Origin of the sequence: Myxococcus sp. SDU36 (assembly GCF_030168875.1) — a bacterium.
Classification (GTDB): Bacteria; Myxococcota; Myxococcia; order Myxococcales; family Myxococcaceae; genus Myxococcus; species Myxococcus vastator.
Map to the genome: position 1 here is coordinate 4,964,572 of NZ_CP077414.1, position 18,975 is coordinate 4,983,546.

Genomic DNA, 18,975 nt, shown 5'->3' on the forward strand with positions numbered 1-18,975 from the left:
GGCCAGCGGGTGCCCGGGGAGCAGCCCGGGGAGCTCCCGCCGGTGAGGCGAAGTCCCACCCAGGGTGGTCCGGCTCCGAGCCCCTCGCTATCTGAATGGGACTTTGAGTGCCGCTCCTTCCGCTCCATTGATGACGGTGACGCCTCAGGGGCTCTACTGCGTTCCCGGCGGCTTCCACGTCGACCCCTGGCGTCCGGTGGACCGGGCGCTCATCACCCACGCGCATGGTGACCACGCTCGCGGTGGCAGCCGCCATTATCTGGGCGCTCGGGCAGGCAAGGGACTGCTGCACCGGAGATTGGGCGCGGACGCCACCATCGACACGCTCGACTACGGCGAACGGTTGAGCATCAACGGCGTCACCATCAGCTTCCATCCCGCGGGCCACGTGCTGGGCAGCGCGCAGGTGCGCGTGGAGCACGGCGGGGAGACGTGGGTCGTGTCCGGTGACTACAAGCGCGCGCCGGACCCTACGTGCGCGCCCTTCGAGGTCGTCCCCTGCAACACCTTCATCACCGAGGCGACGTTCGGCCTGCCCATCTTCCGCTGGGACGCGACGGAGCAGGTGGCCGAGGACATCCTGCGGTGGTGGGACGCCAACCGCGCGCTGGGCGGCCGCGCGGCGGTGCTGTTCTGCTACGCGCTGGGCAAGGCGCAGCGGCTGCTCGCGGAGCTGGCGAAGCGGACGGACCGCACCGTGTTCGTCCACGGCGCCCTGCACGCCCTGGTGGACGTGTACCGGGACGCGGGCGTCCGCATGCTGCCCACGCGAGTGGTGTCCGAGGTGGAGAAGGGCACTTCGTTCGCGGGAGCGCTGGTATTGGCGCCGCCGAGCGCGAGCGGCTCCACGTGGATGCGCCGCTTCGGTGACTACGAGACGGGCTTCGCGTCCGGCTGGATGCGCATTCGCGGCAACCGCCGCCGCCGGGGCTTCGACCGCGGCTTCGTGCTGTCGGACCACGCGGACTGGCCGGACCTGCTGCGCACGGTGAAGGACACCCAGGCGGAGCGCGTGCTGGTGACGCACGGCTACACCGAGCCGCTGGCCCACTACCTGCGCGAACAGGGCGTGGACGCCGCGCCCCTGGCCACGCCCTTCGAAGGCGAAGCGGAGGATTGACGCGTGCGGCGACTGGCGGACCTCTACGAAGCGCTGGACCAGACCACGTCCACCAACGCCAAGGTGGAAGCGCTCGCGCGCTACTTCCAGGAAGCGCCCCCGGAGGACGCGGCGTGGGCGCTCTACTTCCTCACGGGCCAGAAGCTGAAGCGGCTGATTCCCACGAAGCTGCTGGTGGGGTGGACACAGGAGCTGACGGGCATCCCCGGCTGGCTCTTCGAGGAGGTCTACGCCTCCGTGGGCGACCTGGCGGAGGTGATTGCCCTGCTGCTGGACGCACGCGAGCGCCCGGCACGGACCGAGGAGCTGCCCCTGTCCACCTGGCTGGAGCAACGCCTGTTGCCGCTGCGGCGACTGGATGCCGCCGGGCAACGCGAGCAGGTGGTGTCCTGGTGGCACGCCATGCCCCGGCGCGAGCTGTTCCTGCTCAACAAGATGCTCACCGGCGAGCTGCGCGTGGGCGTTTCCTCCACGCTGGTGGTCCGCGCGGTGGCGCAGGTGGCGGGCCTGCCCGCGCCCAGCGTGGCGCACCGGCTGATGGGGACGTGGACGCCCTCACCCACCTTCTTCCGGCAGCTCGTGTCCCAGGACGTGTCGGACGGCGACAGCTCCCGGCCCTACCCCTTCTATCTCGCGTCACCGCTGGAGCAGCCACCCGGAGACCTGGGCGACCGGGCGGAGTGGCTGGTGGAGTGGAAGTGGGACGGCATCCGGGGCCAGCTCATCCGCCGCAAGGGCCGCGTGCACCTGTGGAGCCGGGGCGAGGAGCTCATCACCGAGCGCTTCCCCGAAATCGCGGACGCCGCGGTGGCGCTGCCCGAAGGCACGGTGCTGGACGGCGAGGTGCTGGCCTACGCGGACGGAACGCCCCTGCCCTTCGCCTTGCTCCAGCGGCGCATCGGCCGGCAGAAGCTGACGCCCAAGGTGCTGGCCGAAGCCCCCGCGGCCTTCATCGCCTATGACGTGCTGGAGCTGGGAGGCGAGGACCTCCGGAGCCAGCCGCTGCGCGAGCGGCGCGCGAAGCTGGAGGCGCTGTTGGAGGACGTGCCGCGGCTGCCTGTCTCCCCCGTCGTGCAAGCGGCCACCTGGGAGGACCTGGCCACCGCGCGGGGCGAGGCGCGAGCGCGCAACGTCGAGGGCTTCATGCTCAAGCGCCTGGAGTCGCCGTACCTCACCGGGCGCAAGCGGGGCGACTGGTGGAAGTGGAAGATTGACCCGTTCACGGTGGACGCGGTGCTGCTGTACGCGCATCCGGGCCACGGCCGGCGCTCGTCGCTGTACACCGACTACACCTTCGCGGTGTGGAACGGCACGGAGCTCCAGCCGGTGACGAAGGCGTACTCCGGCCTGACGGACGCGGAGATTGGCCGGCTGGACCGGTGGATTCGCGCGCACACGCGGGAGAAGTACGGCCCGGTGCGCTCGGTGGAGCCTGAACAGGTCTTCGAGCTGCACTTCGAGGGCATCCAGTCCTCGCCGCGCCACAAGTCGGGCGTCGCGCTGCGCTTCCCCCGAATCGCCCGCTGGCGGACGGACAAGAAGCCGCGGGACGCGGACACGCTGGACTCGCTCAAGGAGCTGCTCCGTGCCAGCGGGTAGGCCTCGCGCGCTGCGGGCGCGGATTGCCGCCAGTCGCAAGGCCCTGCGCGGCTGGTTCCGCGCGAAGGGGTGGACGCCCTACCCGTTTCAAGAAGAAGCCTGGGCCGCCCACGCGCGCGGCGAGAGCGGGCTCATCCACGTCCCCACCGGCGCGGGCAAGACGTACGCGGCCTACCTGGGGCCGCTCGCGGACGTCGCGGCGCAGGGACAGCCCGGGCTCCAGCTCCTCTACGTGACGCCGCTGCGCGCGGTGTCCCGGGACGTGGAGAAGGCGCTGCGGGAGCCGCTCACCGTGCTGGACGCGGACATCACCGTGGAGAGCCGCACCGGCGACACGTCCTCCTCGGTGCGCCAGCGTCAGCGGGAGCGGCTGCCGCAGGTGCTCATCACCACGCCAGAGTCGCTGTGCGTCCTGCTCACGCATGAGCGGGCCCCCGAGCTGTTCGCGTCGCTGCGCTCCGTCATCGTGGACGAGTGGCACGAGCTGCTCGGCTCGAAGCGGGGTTCGCAATTGGAGCTGGCGCTGGCCCGCCTGCGCCACTTCGCCCCCGGCCTGCGCACCTGGGCGCTGTCCGCCACGCTGGCCAACCTGAAAGAGGCCGCCCGTCACGCCGTGGGCACCGGCCAGACGCCCACGCTTGTGAGCGCGGCGCTGGAGCGGCCCGTCGTCGTGGAGACGCTGCTGCCCGAGTCCGTGGATGCGTTCCCCTGGGCGGGCCACCTGGGCTTCTCCATGCTGGCCCGCGTGGGCGCGTGGCTGGACCCGGAGCGCTCCACGCTCATCTTCACCAACACGCGCTCCCAGGCCGAGCGCTGGTTCGAGGGCCTGCGCTTCGCCCGTCCAGAGTGGGAGCACCTCATCGCGCTCCACCATGGCTCCATCGACCGCGACGAGCGCGAGCGCGTGGAGAGCGGCCTCAAGGAAGGCTCGCTGCGCATCGTGGTGTGCACCTCGTCGCTGGATTTGGGCGTGGACTTCGGCCCGGTGGAGCGCGTGGTGCAGGTGGGCAGCCCCAAGGGCATTGGCCGGACGATGCAGCGCGCGGGCCGCGGCGCCCACCGTCCGGGCGCCACCTGTCACATCCTCTTCGTCCCCACGCACGCGCTGGAGCTGGTGGAGATGGCCGCCGCCAAGGACGCGCTCCTGCGCCGCGAGGTGGAGGCCCGCACACCTCCGAGCAAGCCGCTGGACGTCCTGGCGCAGCACCTGGTGACGTGCGCGCTGGGCGGCGGCTTCACGCCCGATGCCCTGCGCGACGAAGTGCGCACCGCGGCGGCCTTCGCCAGCCTCACCGACGAGGCGTTCGCGTGGGCCCTGTCCCTGGTCCGAGAGGGCAGCCCCACGCTGCGCGCCTACCCGGAGTTCCGCCGCGTGGTGGAGCACGAGGGCCGCTGCGTCGTCGCGGACGCGCGCGTGGCCCGCATGCACCGCATCAACATCGGCACCATCACCTCCGACGCCGTGGTGCAGCTGCGCTACTGGAGCGGCGGGCGCCTGGGCAGCGTGGAGGAGTCCTACGTCAGCCGCCTCAAGCCGGGCGACACCTTCATCTTCGCGGGGAAGAAGCTGGAGTTCAGCCGCCTCCAGGACATGACCGCATACGTGCGGCCCGCGAAGACGAAGGTCACCCAGACGCCGCGCTGGGGCGGCAGCCGCCTGCCCTTGTCCAGCTCACTGGCCGCCGCCGTGCGGCGCACGCTGGACACCGCGCGCCATGGCGACGTCACCTCGGACGAGCTGGCCGCGGCCTGGCCCGTGCTGGACGCGCAGGCCCGCCTGTCCCGCATTCCCGCGGCGGACCTCCTCCTCGCGGAGACGTGCCAGACGCGCGACGGCCACCACCTCTTCCTCTATCCCTTCGAGGGGCGCCTGGTGCATGAGGGACTGGCCGCGCTGCTGGCGCTGCGGCTGACGCGCCTGCGCAAGGCCACCTTCACCCTGTCGGTGAATGACTACGGCCTGGAGCTGCTCACGCCCACGCCCTTCCCCTTCGAGGAGGCGCTGCGCCCCGCCCTCTTCACTCGCGAGCGGCTGGAGGCGGACGTCCTGGAGAGCGTCAACGTCGGCGAGCTGTCGAAGCGCCAGTTCCGCGACATCGCCCGCATCGCCGGGCTGGTGCTGCCGGGCCTGCCCGGCGCGCGCAAGTCCTCGCGACAGGTCCAGGCCAGCGCGTCGCTGCTGCACGACGTCTTCATCAAATACGACCCGGACAACCTCCTGCTCGTCCAGGCACGCCGGGAGGTGCTGGAGCAACAGTTCGAGGAGGGGCGCCTGGAGCGGACCCTGGAGCGGCTTCAGGCCGCGCCCCTGGAGCTCATCCAGGTCCGCCGGCCCACGCCGCTCGGCTTCCCGCTCGTCGTCGAGCGCATCAGCGCGAGCCTGTCCAGCGAGTCCCTGCTGGAGCGGGTGGAGCGCTTGAAGGAGCGATGGACTCGCGAAGATGCCAGGTCCGCATAGCGGGCGCCCTGCTGGAGCTGCTCCCGGAGCGCGCCCTGTACTGGCCCGACACCGGCACCCTGGCCGTGGCGGACCTGCACTGGGGCAAGACGGAGAGCTTCCAGCAGCACGGCATCCCCCTGCCCACCGGCGTGCTGGAGGACGACCTGGCCCGCCTGTCCGCGGCGCTCACCTCCACCGGTGCCCGCCGCCTGCTCCTGCTGGGCGACCTCATCCACTCCCGCCAGGGACTCACCCCCGCCGTGGTCGAACGGCTGGCCGTGTGGCGGGAGTTCCACGCCTCCGTGGCGTGCGTCCTGGTGAGGGGCAACCATGACCGGCACGTGAAGACGCTGCCCGAGCGCTGGCGCCTGGACGTCCGCGAGGCCTCCATCGACGAAGGCCCCTTCCACTTCGCCCACCACCCGGAGCCCGTGTCCGGCCGTTATGTCTGGGCAGGTCACCTCCACCCCATGGTGCGGCTGGGTGGAAAGAGCGACACACTGCGACTTCCCTGCTTTCAGGTGGGACGCGGCGTGGGCGTACTCCCGGCCTTCAGCGCCTTCACCGGTGGACTCAACGTCTCCCGCCGCGCGGGCGATCGCATCTTCGCCGTCGCCGGCACCGCAGTCGTCGAGGTGTAGGATGAGCTACGCCAAGCGTCGCAAGATACTGGGTATCATCGAAACGGATAATACCTTCGAGCGCGCCGACCACCGGGGCCGCGAGGCGTGGCTCGGCAAGTGCTTGCACTGCAACGCGCACTTATGGGTCGGCTTGGATGGCGAGCCGATCAGCCGCGCCACCATCGAGCACATCCTCCCGAAGACGGCCGGGGGCACCGAGGCGCTGACCAACCTGGGGCTGGCCTGCGCACGGTGCAACCAAGGCAAGGGCTCCCGGCATGACGCCCGTTATCACCGGGACGCACGCGCCCGGGAGCTGGTGGAACGGCTGCTGGCCCGGCGCCTCGCGCGCTGGCGAAAGCGGGAGACCGACGAAGAGCCGTGAAACACCCGGAGTGATCCACCCCGGCGGGTGCTTTGCTCAATCACCCCTACCTCCCGCCAGAAGAGAGATTCATCACCGCGCGACGGCGACTTTCCGCCCTCGCACGTGGAAGTGGTATCCCCGCACCGCCACATCTGAATGGTTGACACTGCCGTGTCGATGCCCGATGGTCCCGCGCCGCATTAGGGCAGGGAGAGAAGGAGGGCCCCGCCCACGGCATTACTAATAGAGGTCTCGTTGGACGTGTCCGCTTCGCCTTCAGTGCGCCAGGAGCCACCGCCCACCCGCCCCGTTGGGGCCGGGAACGCCCCTCCGCTCCCCGTGCCCGGCAACGCCCACGCCTCGCCTTTCGTTCCCGTCACCGCTTCTTTCGAAGCCCCCTTGCCCATGGTCCTGGTATGAGCGGCCCTCTCTTCCCACGTTGGACGAACACGGTGTCGCGGCTGTCAGCCGCGGCGCTCCTTGCCGTGCCCGCCATCGGCATCGGCGGTCTCATGGCCTACGTGCGCTCGCCGTACGTCACTGGCCAGCAGCGGCCCGTTGAACAGCCGATCGAGTTCGATCACCGCCACCACGCGGGTGATGAGCAGATTGACTGTCGGTACTGCCACTGGACGGTCGAGGAGTCGCCCTCCGCGGGCATCCCCTCCACCACGGTGTGCATGTCCTGCCACGCGCAGGTCTGGAACAAGAGCCCGTACCTCACCGAGGTCCGCAAGGCGTTCTTCTCCGACCAGCCCATCCCCTGGGTCCGCGTGCACAACCTGCCGGACTTCGTCTACTTCAACCACTCCATCCACGTGGCCAAGGGCGTTGGCTGCGCCACCTGCCATGGCCGCGTCGACCAGATGGCCGCCGTGGAGCAGGCCGCGCCGCTCACCATGGCCTGGTGCCTGGATTGCCACCGCAATCCGGAGCCCCACCTGCGTCCGGCGGAGTTCATCACGTCCATGACGTGGACCCCGCCCGAAGACAAGGCCAAGGCCGCTGAGCTTGGCCGCCAGTTGGCAGAAGCGTACGACGTCCACTCGCGCGAGAGCTGCTCCACATGCCACCGATGAACACGAAGCGCGACGGCGCCCCGTCGCAGGACACCCCCTCCTCCTTCGCGCTCCCGGTCGTCACGGACCGGCCCGCCGCCGCGTCCGACGTTGTCGGCGAGGCGCTCGAGCACGCCGCCGCCAACGCCTCCTCCTCCGAGCCCGGCTATGGCCAGACGTACTGGCGCAGCCTGGAGGAGAAGCTCGGCGCGCCCGCCTACCTGGAAGAGACGCGGCCGGAGTTCCCCGCCGGCGCGGACCTGGCGCCCACCGGCTTCGCCCGCCGCGAGTTCATGCACCTGCTGGGCGCCTCGCTGGCCCTGGCCGGCGCCACGGCGTGCAGCACCCGTCCGGTGGATGAGCGCCTCCTGCCGTACACCAAGACGCCTCCCGAGCTCGTCCCGGGCAACCCCCTCCACTACGCGTCCGGCATGACGCTGGCCGGCCACACCTCCGGTCTGCTCATCACCGCCCGCGAGGGTCGCCCCGTGAAGATCGAGGGCAACCCGGACCACCCGGTCAACCAGGGCGCCGCCGGCCCCTGGGAGCAGGCGTTCCTGCTGTCCCTGTACGACCCGAGCCGCGCCCGCGTGCTCCGTCAGGGCAAGAGCCCCCGCGCCCTGCGCACCCTGCGCGAGGAGCTGGTCAACCGCGCCAACAAGGCCTCCGCCGGTGACGGTGGCAGCCGCGTGCGCTTCCTGTCCGAGCCCGGCAATTCGCCGCTGACCGGCGACCTGCGCAACCGCATCCTGAAGAAGCTGCCGAACGCGCGCTTCCACAGCTACACCGCGCAGACGCACGACACGCAGGCCGAGGCGACCCGCGCGCTCTTCGGCGGCCAGGCCGTCACGCCCATCTACGACTTCGCCCAGGCGGACATCGTCCTGGCGCTGGACGCGGACTTCCTGGAGAGCCGCCCGGAGAACCTGGCCTACGCGCGCCAGTTCGCCAATCGCCGCGACCCGAACAGCGGTCCGCTCAACCGGCTCTACGTGGCCGAGGCCCGCTTCTCCATCACCGGCGGCATGGCCGACCACCGCCTGCGCGTGAAGTCGCAGGAAGTGCTCGCGGTCGCCGCCGCGGTGGCGCAGGCCGTGGGCGGCCCCGCCGCCTCGCTGGCTGGCGCCGCCGCCAACAAGGCGTCGCTGAAGGCGGACCACGACAAGTGGGTGCAGGCGGTCGTCGCGGACCTGCGCGCCGCGCGTCCTGGCCGCAGCCTGGTGGTCGCGGGTGAGCGTCAGCCGGCCGCGGTCCACGCGCTGGCCCACGCCATCAACGCCGCGCTGGGCAACACCGGCACCACGGTGAAGTACGTGCAGTCGTCCATCGCGGAGCAGGAGGGCCTGAGCCAGGTCCGCGCGCTGGTGGAGGACCTCACCGCCGGCCGCGTGGACACGCTGGTCATCACCAGCTGGAACCCGGTGTTCTCGGTTCCGGCGGACACGGGTCTGAAGGAGCTGCTGGACCCGGCGACCAACCCCAACCGTGGCAACCTCACCGTCCTCTACACGGGCCTCTACGAGGACGAGACCAGCCAGTACGCCGACTGGTTCGTCCCCGCGGCGCACCCGCTGGAGACGTGGAGCGACGGCCGCTCGTTCGACGGCACCGTGGCCATTGCCCAGCCGCTCATCCAGCCGCTCTACAACGGCGTGGCGGAGTCCGAGCTGCTGGCGATGTTCCTCGACGAGCCCTACCGCCCCGCGTACCAGATGCTGCGCGACTACTGGCAGGGTCAGGCCGAGGGCCAGGGTGACTTCGAGGCCCGCTGGGAGAGCTGGGTCTCCGACGGCGCCATCCCCGGCACGCAGGCCGCCCCGGTGCAAGGCGCTCCGGACTTCGGCGCAGCCTCCGCGCTGGTGACGGGCTACGCGGCCCCCGCCGCGGGCGAGCTCGAGATCAACTTCGTCTACGACTACAAGATCTTCGACGGCCGCTTCGGCAACAACTCGTGGCTGCAGGAGCTCCCGGACCCCATCACCAAGATGACCTGGGACAACGCCGCGCTGCTGAGCCCGGAGACCGCCAAGGGCCTGGGCCTGGAGCCCGGTGACCTGGCGGAGCTGAGCTACGGCGGGCGCAAGCTGACCGTGCCGGTGTGGATTACGCCGGGCCACGCCAACGACACCGTGACGATGTCGCTGGGCTACGGCCGTGACGGCCTGCACGAGCAGGTGGCCAAGGCGGTGGGCTTCAACGCCAACGCCGTGCGCACCCTGAAGGCCCCCTGGTTCGACGGCGGCGCCACGCTCACCAAGGTGCGCGGCAGCTACAAGTTCAGCCTGACCCAGACGCACTGGCGGATGGAGAACCGCCCGCTGGCGCTGGACATGCCGCTGTCCGAGCTGAAGAACCCGTCCACCGCGACCCAGCACACGCTCCACCGCGTCAAGGGCGAGCTGAAGTTCAAAGTCCAGGACAACCTGCCGCCCTTCAACTACGACAAGGGCCCCGACAACCCCCAGGGCTACAAGTGGGGCATGGCCATCGACCTGTCGCGCTGCACCGGCTGCAGCGCGTGCGTGATTGCCTGCCAGGCGGAGAACAACATCCCCGTCGTGGGCAAGCAGCAGGTCTCCGTCAGCCGTGAGATGCAGTGGCTGCGCATCGACCGCTACTTCGAGGGCAGCGAGAGCGACCCCCGGATGGTCATGCAGCCCGTCATGTGCGTGCACTGCGAGAAGGCCCCCTGCGAGTACGTCTGCCCGGTGAACGCCACCGTGCACTCGGACGAGGGCCTCAACGACATGGTGTACAACCGCTGCGTCGGCACCCGGTACTGCTCGAACAACTGCCCGTACAAGGTGCGCCGGTTCAACTACCTGCACTACACGGCGGACAAGACGGCCACCGAGAAGATGCTGATGAACCCGGACGTCACCGTCCGCAACCGCGGCGTGATGGAGAAGTGCACGTACTGCGTCCAGCGCATCGAGCGCACGCGCATCGAAGCCCGCGTGGAGAAGCGCCTCATCAACGAGAAGGAACTGCAGACGGCCTGCCAGCAGACCTGCCCCACGCAGGCCATCACCTTCGGCTCCCTCAACGACCCGCGGCAGCGCGTCACGCAGCTCCACGAAGATGAGCGCGCGTACAAGCTGCTCCACGAGCTGGGCACCCGCCCGCGCACCGCGCACCTCATCCGCGTCCGAAATCCCAACCCCGCCCTCGAGCCCGCCGCGACCGCCGCCGCGAACCAAGGGAGCCACTGAGCCATGGCTGAAACTGCTGCCAACGCCGCCCTCGATCCGCTCGAGCCGCGGCCCCTCGTCGCGCCGCACCATGACGACGCGTCCCTGAACGAGACGCTGCTGGACCATGTCTGGCGCAAGCCGGGCAAGGGCTGGTTCATGCTCTTCGGCCTGTCGCTCAGCGCGCTGGGCCTGCTCGTCATCGGTGTCACCTACACGCTGGCCCGCGGTATCGGCGTGTGGGGCAACAACCAGCCCGTCGGCTGGGCGTTCGACATCATCAACTTCGTCTGGTGGGTCGGTATCGGCCACGCCGGTACGCTCATCTCCGCCATCCTCCTGCTCTTCCAGCAGAAGTGGCGCACGAGCATCAACCGGTTCGCCGAAGCCATGACGCTGTTCGCCGTCATGTGCGCCGGCCTGTTCCCCCTGCTGCACACCGGCCGTCCCTGGTTCGCCTTCTGGCTGTTCCCCTACCCCAGCACCCTGGGCGCGTGGCCGCAGTTCCGCTCGCCGCTGGTGTGGGACGTGTTCGCCATCTCCACGTACCTCACGGTGTCCGCGCTCTTCTGGTTCGTGGGCCTCATCCCGGACCTGGCGGCGCTGCGTGATTCGTCCAAGACGAAGCTGCAGCGGACCATTTACGGCCTGTTCGCGCTCGGCTGGCGCGGCTCCGGCCGGCACTGGCACAACTACAAGATTGCGTACCTGCTGCTGGCCGGCCTCTCCACGCCGCTGGTGGTGTCGGTGCACACCATCGTTTCGTTCGACTTCGCCGTCTCCCTGCTGCCCGGCTGGCACACCACCGTCTTCCCGCCCTACTTCGTGGCCGGCGCCGTGTTCAGCGGCTTCGCGATGGTCATCACGCTCATCGTCCCGGCGCGCAAGTACCTGGGCCTGCGGGACGTGATTACGGACCGGCACCTGGAGAACATGAACAAGGTCATCCTGGCGACGGGCCTGCTCGTCTCCTACGGGTACCTGATGGAGCACTTCATCGCCTGGTACTCGCAGAACCAGTATGAAATCTGGACCTTCTACGTGAACCGCGCCACCGGCCCCTACGCCGGGGTGTACTGGCTGATGATTGCGTGCAACGTCATCACCCCGAACATCTTCTGGTTCAAGAAGGCCCGCACCAACATCGCCATCATGTGGGTCGCGTCCATCGCGGTGAACATCGGCATGTGGTGTGAGCGGTTCATCATCATCGTCACCTCGCTGAGCCAGGACTTCCTGCCGTCCTCATGGGGCATCTACACGCCGACGTGGGTCGACTGGTGCATCTACGTGGGCACCCTGGGCCTGTTCGGCACGTTGTTCCTCCTCTTCCTGAAGTTCGTGCCCGCGGTCGCCATCAGCGAGGTGAAGGAGCTGCAGTTGGAGCTCAAGCACGCCGCTCACGCCCACCACGGCGCCGACTCCCACGGAGCGCACTAGAGCCATGGAAGCCACCGTTCTCGAATCCTGGGTCCTGGCCGAGTTCCCGACGCCGGACGCCCTCGTGGTTGCCACCCGCCAGATGCGGGAGAAGGGCTTCGAGGGAATGGACACCTACTCTCCGTACCCGCTGCACGGCGGCTCGGAGGCCCTGGGCCTGCCGCCCTCGCGCGTGCCCTTCATCGCCCTGTGCGGCGGCCTGACGGGCGTGGCCACGGCGCTGGCCATGCAGACGTGGATGAACACCATCGACTACCCGCTCAACATCGGCGGCCGTCCGCTGCTGTCGCTGCCGGCGTGGGTGCCCATCACGTTCGAGCTGGGGGTGCTGTTCGCCGCCTTCGGCATCTTCTTCGGTCTGCTGGGGCTCAGCCGCCTGCCCCAGCCGTACCACCCCGTCTTCGAGTCCGAGGAGTTCCGCACCGCCTCCACGCACGGCTACTGGCTGAGCGTTCCCCAGGCGACGGGCACGGACGCGGCGCCGGTCATGGATCAGCTCAAGGCCCTGGGCGCGACCCAGGTGACCTTCGTCACGGGAGAGAAGGAATGAGGTGGCTCATCCCCGCCGCCGGACTCGCCGCGCTCACGGGCTGCAACGTCAGCTCGGAGTTCCTCCAGCGCATGGAGCACCAGGCGAAGTACGAGTACTACGAGGCGTCCACCTTCTGGGCGGACGGCCGCGCCATGCGCACGCCCCCCGCGGGCACGGTGCCGCGTGAGCGCTTCGCCGGGCTCCCCGAGCTCAAGGACCCCGCCCAGCGTCAGGTGGCCCTCACGGGCCGCAGCGACGGCCAGCCGGTGGCCCACCTGCCCGTCACGGTGGACCAGAACCTGCTGACCCTGGGTCAGAAGAAGTACAACATCGTCTGCTCGCAGTGTCACGGCGTGCTGGGCGATGGAAACAGCATTGTCGCGGAGAACATGGGCCTGCGCCTGCCGCCCTCGCTGCTGGACCTGGAGAGCAAGCCGGACGGCCACTTCTACATGGCCATCAACGAGGGCTACGGCGTGATGCCGTCCTTCTCCGGTGAGCTCGACCTGCGCGAGCGCTGGGCCGTGGTCGCCTACGTCCGCGCGCTCCAGACGGCCCGCAATACCCGCACGGACGGCCAGCAGCCCGTTCCGCAGGAGAACCGATGAGCCCCCCCGTCACCAACTCGCACACGGGCTTCGAGCCCTACAACGGCACGCCGACTCTGATGGTGCCCGCGTTCGCCGTGGGCGTGCTCGGCTTGCTGGCCACGCTGGGTGGCTTCTTCGCCACCGGCGCCAAGGGTGAGACGGCCCACGCCTACCTGATTGGCTTCACCTACTGGGTGGGCATCAGCGTCGCCTTCCTCATCATGCAGGCCATCTTCCACACGGCGAAGGCCAAGTGGCTCATCGTGCTGCGCCGGACGATGGAGACGGCCTCCGCGGTGATTCCGGTGTTCTTCGTGCTGGCCCTGCCGCTGCTGGCCATGGCCGCCTACCTCTACCCCTGGTGGCCCGGCTCCGAGCTGACGAAGGGCTACTCCGGCCTGGAGCTGGAGCACCTGAGCCACAAGCAGCATGGCTACCTGAACAACCACCTGCCCATTGGCATCGGCGTCCGCCACATCATCTACTTCGGCCTGTGGACGTTCGCGGCCTGGCGGCTGCGGACCTGGAGCCTGAAGCAGGACACGGTGGGCGGGCTGGACTTCACGGTGAAGCAGCGGAAGTTCTCCCCGGGTGTGCTGCCTTTCCTTGCACTCACCATCACGTTCGCTTCTTTCGACTGGCTGATGAGCCTCACGCCGCTCTGGCAGTCGACCATCTTCGGCGTCTATTACTTCGCCGGAAGCTTCCTGGCGGCCTTCTGCATCCTGACCATCGTCACGGTGAACGCTCAGGGCAAGGACCTCTACGGCAGCGTCGTGAAGCTGGACCACTTCCACAACCTGGGCAAGCTGATGCTCGCCTTCACCGCGTTCTGGGCCTACATCGCCTTCTCCCAGTTCATGCTGGTGTGGATCGCGAACATCCCGGAAGAGGCGCCCTGGTACGGCCTGCGCATCTTCGGTGCGTGGCGGCCGCTCTCCATCGCCCTGTTCTTCCTGCACTTCCTGCTGCCCTTCTTCATCCTGCTGTCGCGCAACCTGAAGCTGCAGCCCCGGAAGCTGGCGGTGGTGGCGGTGTACCTGCTCGTCATCCACGCGGTGGACCTGTACTGGCTGGTGTGGCCGGCCCTGACGGGTGACGCGGGCCCGACGTTCCACTGGTCGCTGCTCACGGCCTTCTTCGGGGTGGGCGGCATCGCGGTGGGCACGGCCCTCCTCCTGGCGCGTGGCCAGTACACGCTGACGGTGAAGGACCCCTACATCGCCGAGTCCTTGAGGTACGTGCAGCCATGAAGAAGACCCAAGTGGAGCTCGAGTCGCGCGTCATCGTCGGCGCGCACGGTGTGGCGGCCGAAGAAGACCACCTGGTCATGGGCAAGGTGGTGGGCATCGGCGTGGGTTCGCTCGTCATCTTCGCGGTGGGCATCGTCTGGGCCTACTACATCCAGGTCCGGACCATGGCCGACATCCAGCCGGACGGTCCGCCGCCGCGTCCCGCGGCCATGGGCCAGTACGAGGTGGGCATCGTCAACCAGCGCCTGTTCGAGCAGGACTGGCACGCCGAGGACAAGCTCAGCGCCCAGGACCAGGCGCTGCGCGCCGGCTGGGGTGACCAGCCGGGGGTGAAGCAGCACCCCGCCATCGACGCCGCGATGAAGACGGTCATCGAGCAGAAGCGCAACCCGCCCCCGCCCCCTGCCCCCACGCCCGCTCCGGAGACGGCTCCCGCCCCGGAGACGGCTCCCGGGCAGACGCCTCCGTCGCCGCAGCAGTAGCCATCACCGCTCCCCTGTCGTAAGAGCCGTCCTGCAATGATGTCCACCTGCTCCTACATCCTTCCGCGCGCCTGCCGCGCGGGCTTGCTCGCCGCGGCGGCGCTGGTGCTGGCCGTCGCGGTGCCGGCCTCCGCCATGCCGGGTGCCGGGAAGACGCCCCGGGCCATCCTGGAGGCGCAGCGGGACCTGCCGCCCCCCATCCAGGGTGTGGACGTGCAGGAGCACCTGGGGGAGCTGGTGCCCATGGACACCCGCTTCCTCGACGCCTCCGGGCGCGAGGTGCGCCTGGGCGACGTGGTGCCGAAGTCGCTGCCCACGCTGCTGACGCTCGTCTATTACAACTGCCCCATGCTCTGTAACCTGGTGCTCAACGCCCAGGTGCAGTCCATGAAGGAGCTCGGGCTCGAGCTGGGCAAGGACTACGAAGCCGTCACCGTCAGCATCGACCCGGACGACACCCCGGCCCAGAGCCTGGAGCGGCGGCGGCGGCACCTGCAGTCCATGGGCAAGCCGGAGACGGCCCCCTGGCACTTCTTGACGGGGACGGACGCGGAGATTCGCCGGCTCGCGGACGCCCTGGGCTTCAAATACACCTACGACGAGAGCACGAAGCAGTACGCCCACGCGGCCGTGGTGCACGTGCTCACGCCGGAGGGCAGCATCTCCCGGTATCTCTACGGGACGACGTTTCCTCCCTCGGACATGAAGCTGGCGTTGCTGGAGGCGGCCAATGGCCGCGTGGGTACCAGCTTCGATCAGATCATCCTGTCCTGCTTCAAGTATGACACCGCCAGTCGGCGGTATGGCTTCTACATCTTCGGGTTCATCCGCCTGGGCGGCATTGCCGTGTTCTGCGCCCTGGCGACGATGCTGATCTTTTTCTGGAGGCGCGAGCTGAAGAAAGGCGCGGCGGCATGAGCGAGCTTCTCAACGATATCCTGTTCCTCCCGGAGGCCGCGTCCACGTTCGCGGAGCGCATCGACACGCTGCATCACTTCGTCGTGGGTACGACGATGGTGATGTCGACGGCGGTCGGTCTGGCGGCCCTGTTCTTCTTCTTCCGTTACCGCCGCCGCCTCCCGGCGCAGGCGACGGAGTACGTCGTCCCCACCCTGAAGACGGAGTTCCTCTTCGTCTCCGTTCCCCTCGTGTTCTTCCTGGCCTGGTTCGGTATCGGGTTCCGGGACTTCACGTGGGTCACCACGCCGCCCAAGGACGCGATGGACGTCTACGTCATGGGCAAGCAGTGGATGTGGAAGTTCTCCTACCCGGAGGGCCCCAACGGGGTGAACGTGCTGCACGTGCCGGCCAACCGCCCGGTGCGGCTGCTCATCACCTCGCGTGACGTGCTGCACTCCTTCTACGTGCCGGCCTTCCGCATCAAGATGGATGCGCTGCCGGGCCGCTACACGCAGATCTGGTTCGAGGCGACCAAGCCGGGCACGTACCAGGTGCTGTGCACCGAGTACTGCGGCCTGTCGCATTCGAAGATGCTGGCCGAGGTCGTCGTGCTCCCGCAGGAGGAGTACGAGAACTGGATCCAGGAGCAGCGCCGCGGCCGCCTGCAGGACCGTCAGGACGCGCTGGCGGACAACTCCCTGGTGCCGCCGGTGGCGCGCATGGTGGAGCAGGGCCAGGTGCTCGCGGGCACGCAGGGCTGCCTCAAGTGCCACTCGGTGGACGGCTCGCAGCACATCGGCCCCACCTTCCTGGGCATGTATGACCGCGTGGAGCAGCTCGAGGACGGCCAGAGCATCCGCGTGGACGAGGCCTATATCACCCAGTCGATGATGGACCCGGGCGCCCACCTGGTGGCGGGCTACCAGAACGTGATGCCGACCTACCAGGGCAAGCTGCAGGGCCCGGAGACGGCCGCCATCGTCGAGTACATCAAGTCGCTTCGCACTCCGAACGTCCGCGAGGGCGCCTCCGAGGGACCCGCCTATGACGCCATCCAGTAGCATCGCAGCCCCGGGCGCCACCCCCGCGCCCGAGGAGCATCACGACCATCACCCGAACTACCTGGTCGACGGCACCACCATCAAGTCGTGGCTGCTGACGGTCGACCACAAGCGTATCGGGCTCATGTTCCTGTTCTGGGTCCTGCTGTTCTTCCTGGTGGGCGGCATCTTCGCGCTGCTCATCCGGGTGGAGCTCTTGACGCCGGGCCCGACCATCATGGACGCGATGACGTACAACCGTACGTTCACGCTCCATGGCCTGGTCATGATCTTCCTGTTCATGATTCCGGCCATCCCCGCCGTCTTCGGCAACTTCATGTTGCCGCTGATGCTGGGCGCCAAGGACGTGGCCTTCCCCCGGCTGAACCTGCTGTCGCTCTACATCTACCTGGCCGGCGCGATGTTGGCGCTGTGGGGCATGCTCAACGGCGGCCTGGACACGGGCTGGACGTTCTACACCCCGTACAGCGCGCACACGACGACCACGGTGGCGCCGGTGCTGTTCGGCGCGTTCATCATCGGGTTCAGCTCCATCGTCACGGGCATCAACTTCATCGTGACGTGCCACACCATGCGGGCGCCGGGCATCACCTGGTTCAAGATGCCGCTGTTCGTGTGGGCCATCTACGCCACCAGCTGCATCCAGGTGCTGGCCACGCCCGTCATCGGTCTGCTGCTGTGCCTGGTGACGGTGGAGAACCTGTTCGGGTTCGGTATGTTCGACCCGGCCCGCGGCGGTGACCCGGTGCTCTTCCAGCACCTGTTCTGGTTCTACAGCCACCCGGCCGTGTACATCATGGTGCTCCCCGCCTTCGGGGTGATGAGCGAGGTCGTCGCGACCTACAGCCGGAAGAATATCTTCGGCTACCGCGCGGTGGCGTACTCCAGCCTGGGCATCGCCTTCGTCGGCTTCTTCGCCTGGGGCCACCACATGTTCGTGTCCGGCCAGTCCACCTTCACGGGTGGTCTGTTCGGCGTGCTGACCATGCTGGTGGGCGTGTTCACCGCCATCAAGGTCTTCAACTGGGTGGGCACCGTCTACAAGGGCGCGGTCGACTTCAGGACGCCCTTCGCCTACTTCTGCGGCTTCCTGTTCTTCACCGTGTTCGGTGGCATGACGGGCATCGCGCTGGGCACGGTGTCGCTGGACGTCCCGTGGCACGACACCTACTTCGTGGTGGCGCACTTCCACTTCATCATGGTGGGCGCGACCATCATGGCCTTCCTGGCCGCCCTCCATTACTGGTTCCCGAAGATGTTCGGGCGCACGTACCACGAGGGGTGGGGCCTGGTGTCCGCGGCGCTCATCATCCTGGGCTTCAACGCCACGTTCATCCCCCAGTTCCTCCTGGGCAACAACGGCATGCCGCGCCGCTACTACGAGTACCCGGAGCGCTTCCAGGCGCTGAACGTGGCCTCCACGGCGGGCGCGTCCCTGCTGGCGTTCGGGTTCATCATCATCGCGATGTACCTGACGTACGCCCTGGTCTACGGCAAGGCGTCCGGAAAGAATCCGTGGCGCAGCAAGGGCTACGAGTGGATGTCCGAGTCGCCGCCGCCGACCCACAACTTCGTGGGGCCGCAGCCGGTGTTCCCGGAGGAGCCCCACTTCTACGTGGACCCCAAGAAGGCCGAGGTGCCCGATGCAGTCTAGCTCTCACGCCGCCGGGGGCGCCGCCCTGCCCGTCCCCCGGCTCGCCGGCCACTTCGCGTCGCTGGAGGTGCAGAACCACGCCGCGCGCCTGGGCATGTGGCTGTTCCTGGCGACGGAAATCCTGCTCTTCGCCGGCCTCTTCATCTGCTACGGCGTCTACCGCTTCCTCTTCCCGGAGGCGTGGGCCGCCGCCAGCCGAAGCCTGGACCTGACGCTGGGCACCATCAACACGGTGGTGCTCATCACCTCCTCGCTCACCGCGGCGCTCGCGGTGCATTACGCGAAGGAGGGGAAGAACAAGATGGTCGCGGTGCAGATTGCCCTCACCCTGGTGATGGCCGTCGGCTTCCTCGTCATCAAGTACTTCGAGTACCACCACAAGTTCGAGATTGGCACGCTGCCGGGCCGCTTCTACTCGTATGAGGGCATCCAGCTTCCGGGCGTGCCCCTGTACTTCACGGTCTACTTCTGCTCGACGGCCCTGCACGGTCTGCACGTCGTCATCGGCATGATCGTGCTGGCCTTCTCCATGGTCCGCGCGCTGAAGAAGGCCGACTTCGGGCCGAACAACTACACGATGGTCGAGCTGGGCAGCATGTACTGGCACCTCGTCGACCTGGTGTGGATCTTCCTCTTCCCGATGCTGTACCTCGTTTGAAGGGTTC

The 18,975-nt window shown here is 68.6% G+C and carries 16 protein-coding genes; all 16 read left to right on the forward strand.

Annotated features, from left to right (window positions below; translation table 11 throughout):
• The first annotated feature begins 64 nt into the window (after window positions 1–64).
• The 16 genes from KGD87_RS19645 (at window position 65) to KGD87_RS19720 (ending at window position 18,968) form a co-directional block, all read left to right on the forward strand.
• Window positions 65–1,120, forward strand: coding sequence for a ligase-associated DNA damage response exonuclease (locus KGD87_RS19645; protein WP_350099240.1), 1,056 nt, complete (start codon window positions 65–67; stop codon window positions 1,118–1,120).
• A gap of 3 nt (window positions 1,121–1,123) precedes the next feature.
• Window positions 1,124–2,719, forward strand: a complete 1,596-nt coding sequence (locus KGD87_RS19650; protein WP_284661785.1) for an ATP-dependent DNA ligase — start codon at window positions 1,124–1,126, stop codon at window positions 2,717–2,719.
• On the forward strand, window positions 2,706–5,177 hold the full coding sequence (locus KGD87_RS19655) for a ligase-associated DNA damage response DEXH box helicase (protein ID WP_284661786.1): 2,472 nt from the start codon (window positions 2,706–2,708) through the stop codon (window positions 5,175–5,177). Before KGD87_RS19650 ends, KGD87_RS19655 begins: the two co-directional genes overlap by 14 nt.
• Window positions 5,147–5,800 carry a ligase-associated DNA damage response endonuclease PdeM gene (gene pdeM, locus KGD87_RS19660; protein ID WP_284661787.1) on the forward strand — a complete coding sequence of 218 codons (654 nt, stop codon included), beginning with the start codon at window positions 5,147–5,149 and terminating at the stop codon, window positions 5,798–5,800. Before KGD87_RS19655 ends, pdeM begins: the two co-directional genes overlap by 31 nt.
• 1 nt (window position 5,801) lies before the next feature.
• Window positions 5,802–6,167: an HNH endonuclease gene (locus KGD87_RS19665; protein WP_163779602.1), complete on the forward strand. Its 366-nt coding sequence runs from the start codon at window positions 5,802–5,804 to the stop codon at window positions 6,165–6,167.
• 398 nt (window positions 6,168–6,565) lie between these two features.
• Window positions 6,566–7,228, forward strand: a complete 663-nt coding sequence (locus tag KGD87_RS19670; protein ID WP_163779600.1) for a cytochrome c3 family protein — start codon at window positions 6,566–6,568, stop codon at window positions 7,226–7,228.
• Window positions 7,225–10,419, forward strand: coding sequence for a TAT-variant-translocated molybdopterin oxidoreductase (locus KGD87_RS19675; RefSeq protein WP_284668666.1), 3,195 nt, complete (start codon window positions 7,225–7,227; stop codon window positions 10,417–10,419). Before KGD87_RS19670 ends, KGD87_RS19675 begins: the two co-directional genes overlap by 4 nt.
• 3 nt (window positions 10,420–10,422) lie before the next feature.
• Complete coding sequence (gene nrfD / locus KGD87_RS19680) at window positions 10,423–11,838, forward strand: NrfD/PsrC family molybdoenzyme membrane anchor subunit (protein WP_163786892.1); 1,416 nt, start codon at window positions 10,423–10,425, stop codon at window positions 11,836–11,838.
• 4 nt (window positions 11,839–11,842) lie between these two features.
• Window positions 11,843–12,388, forward strand: coding sequence for a DUF3341 domain-containing protein (locus tag KGD87_RS19685; RefSeq protein WP_163786893.1), 546 nt, complete (start codon window positions 11,843–11,845; stop codon window positions 12,386–12,388).
• Entirely contained in the window at window positions 12,385–12,978 is a 594-nt protein-coding gene (locus KGD87_RS19690) for a c-type cytochrome (protein WP_163786894.1), read from the forward strand. Before KGD87_RS19685 ends, KGD87_RS19690 begins: the two co-directional genes overlap by 4 nt.
• Complete coding sequence (locus KGD87_RS19695; protein WP_163786895.1) at window positions 12,975–14,213, forward strand: hypothetical protein; 1,239 nt, start codon at window positions 12,975–12,977, stop codon at window positions 14,211–14,213. Before KGD87_RS19690 ends, KGD87_RS19695 begins: the two co-directional genes overlap by 4 nt.
• Window positions 14,210–14,695 (forward strand): hypothetical protein, encoded by a 486-nt coding sequence (locus KGD87_RS19700; protein WP_284661793.1) that lies wholly within the window; start codon window positions 14,210–14,212, stop codon window positions 14,693–14,695. Before KGD87_RS19695 ends, KGD87_RS19700 begins: the two co-directional genes overlap by 4 nt.
• A gap of 36 nt (window positions 14,696–14,731) precedes the next feature.
• Complete coding sequence (locus KGD87_RS19705) at window positions 14,732–15,613, forward strand: SCO family protein (protein WP_284661795.1); 882 nt, start codon at window positions 14,732–14,734, stop codon at window positions 15,611–15,613.
• Window positions 15,610–16,656, forward strand: a complete 1,047-nt coding sequence (gene coxB / locus KGD87_RS19710) for a cytochrome c oxidase subunit II (RefSeq protein WP_163786617.1) — start codon at window positions 15,610–15,612, stop codon at window positions 16,654–16,656. Before KGD87_RS19705 ends, coxB begins: the two co-directional genes overlap by 4 nt.
• Window positions 16,640–18,310 (forward strand): cytochrome c oxidase subunit I, encoded by a 1,671-nt coding sequence (ctaD, locus tag KGD87_RS19715; RefSeq protein WP_163786618.1) that lies wholly within the window; start codon window positions 16,640–16,642, stop codon window positions 18,308–18,310. Before coxB ends, ctaD begins: the two co-directional genes overlap by 17 nt.
• On the forward strand, window positions 18,300–18,968 hold the full coding sequence (locus KGD87_RS19720; protein ID WP_176413461.1) for a cytochrome c oxidase subunit 3 family protein: 669 nt from the start codon (window positions 18,300–18,302) through the stop codon (window positions 18,966–18,968). The genes ctaD and KGD87_RS19720 overlap by 11 nt, the downstream gene beginning before the upstream one ends.
• The last annotated feature ends 7 nt before the right edge of the window (window positions 18,969–18,975 follow it).

Coding starts and splice junctions, on each gene's coding strand:
- pdeM (WP_284661787.1), top strand. CDS start 5,147: ATGGACTCGCGAAGATGCCAGGTCCGCATAGCGGGCGCCCTGCTGGAG.
- KGD87_RS19665 (WP_163779602.1), top strand. CDS start 5,802: ATGAGCTACGCCAAGCGTCGCAAGATACTGGGTATCATCGAAACGGAT.
- KGD87_RS19670 (WP_163779600.1), top strand. CDS start 6,566: ATGAGCGGCCCTCTCTTCCCACGTTGGACGAACACGGTGTCGCGGCTG.
- KGD87_RS19675 (WP_284668666.1), top strand. CDS start 7,225: ATGAACACGAAGCGCGACGGCGCCCCGTCGCAGGACACCCCCTCCTCC.
- nrfD (WP_163786892.1), top strand. CDS start 10,423: ATGGCTGAAACTGCTGCCAACGCCGCCCTCGATCCGCTCGAGCCGCGG.
- KGD87_RS19685 (WP_163786893.1), top strand. CDS start 11,843: ATGGAAGCCACCGTTCTCGAATCCTGGGTCCTGGCCGAGTTCCCGACG.
- KGD87_RS19690 (WP_163786894.1), top strand. CDS start 12,385: ATGAGGTGGCTCATCCCCGCCGCCGGACTCGCCGCGCTCACGGGCTGC.
- KGD87_RS19695 (WP_163786895.1), top strand. CDS start 12,975: ATGAGCCCCCCCGTCACCAACTCGCACACGGGCTTCGAGCCCTACAAC.
- KGD87_RS19700 (WP_284661793.1), top strand. CDS start 14,210: ATGAAGAAGACCCAAGTGGAGCTCGAGTCGCGCGTCATCGTCGGCGCG.
- KGD87_RS19705 (WP_284661795.1), top strand. CDS start 14,732: ATGATGTCCACCTGCTCCTACATCCTTCCGCGCGCCTGCCGCGCGGGC.
- coxB (WP_163786617.1), top strand. CDS start 15,610: ATGAGCGAGCTTCTCAACGATATCCTGTTCCTCCCGGAGGCCGCGTCC.
- ctaD (WP_163786618.1), top strand. CDS start 16,640: ATGACGCCATCCAGTAGCATCGCAGCCCCGGGCGCCACCCCCGCGCCC.
- KGD87_RS19720 (WP_176413461.1), top strand. CDS start 18,300: ATGCAGTCTAGCTCTCACGCCGCCGGGGGCGCCGCCCTGCCCGTCCCC.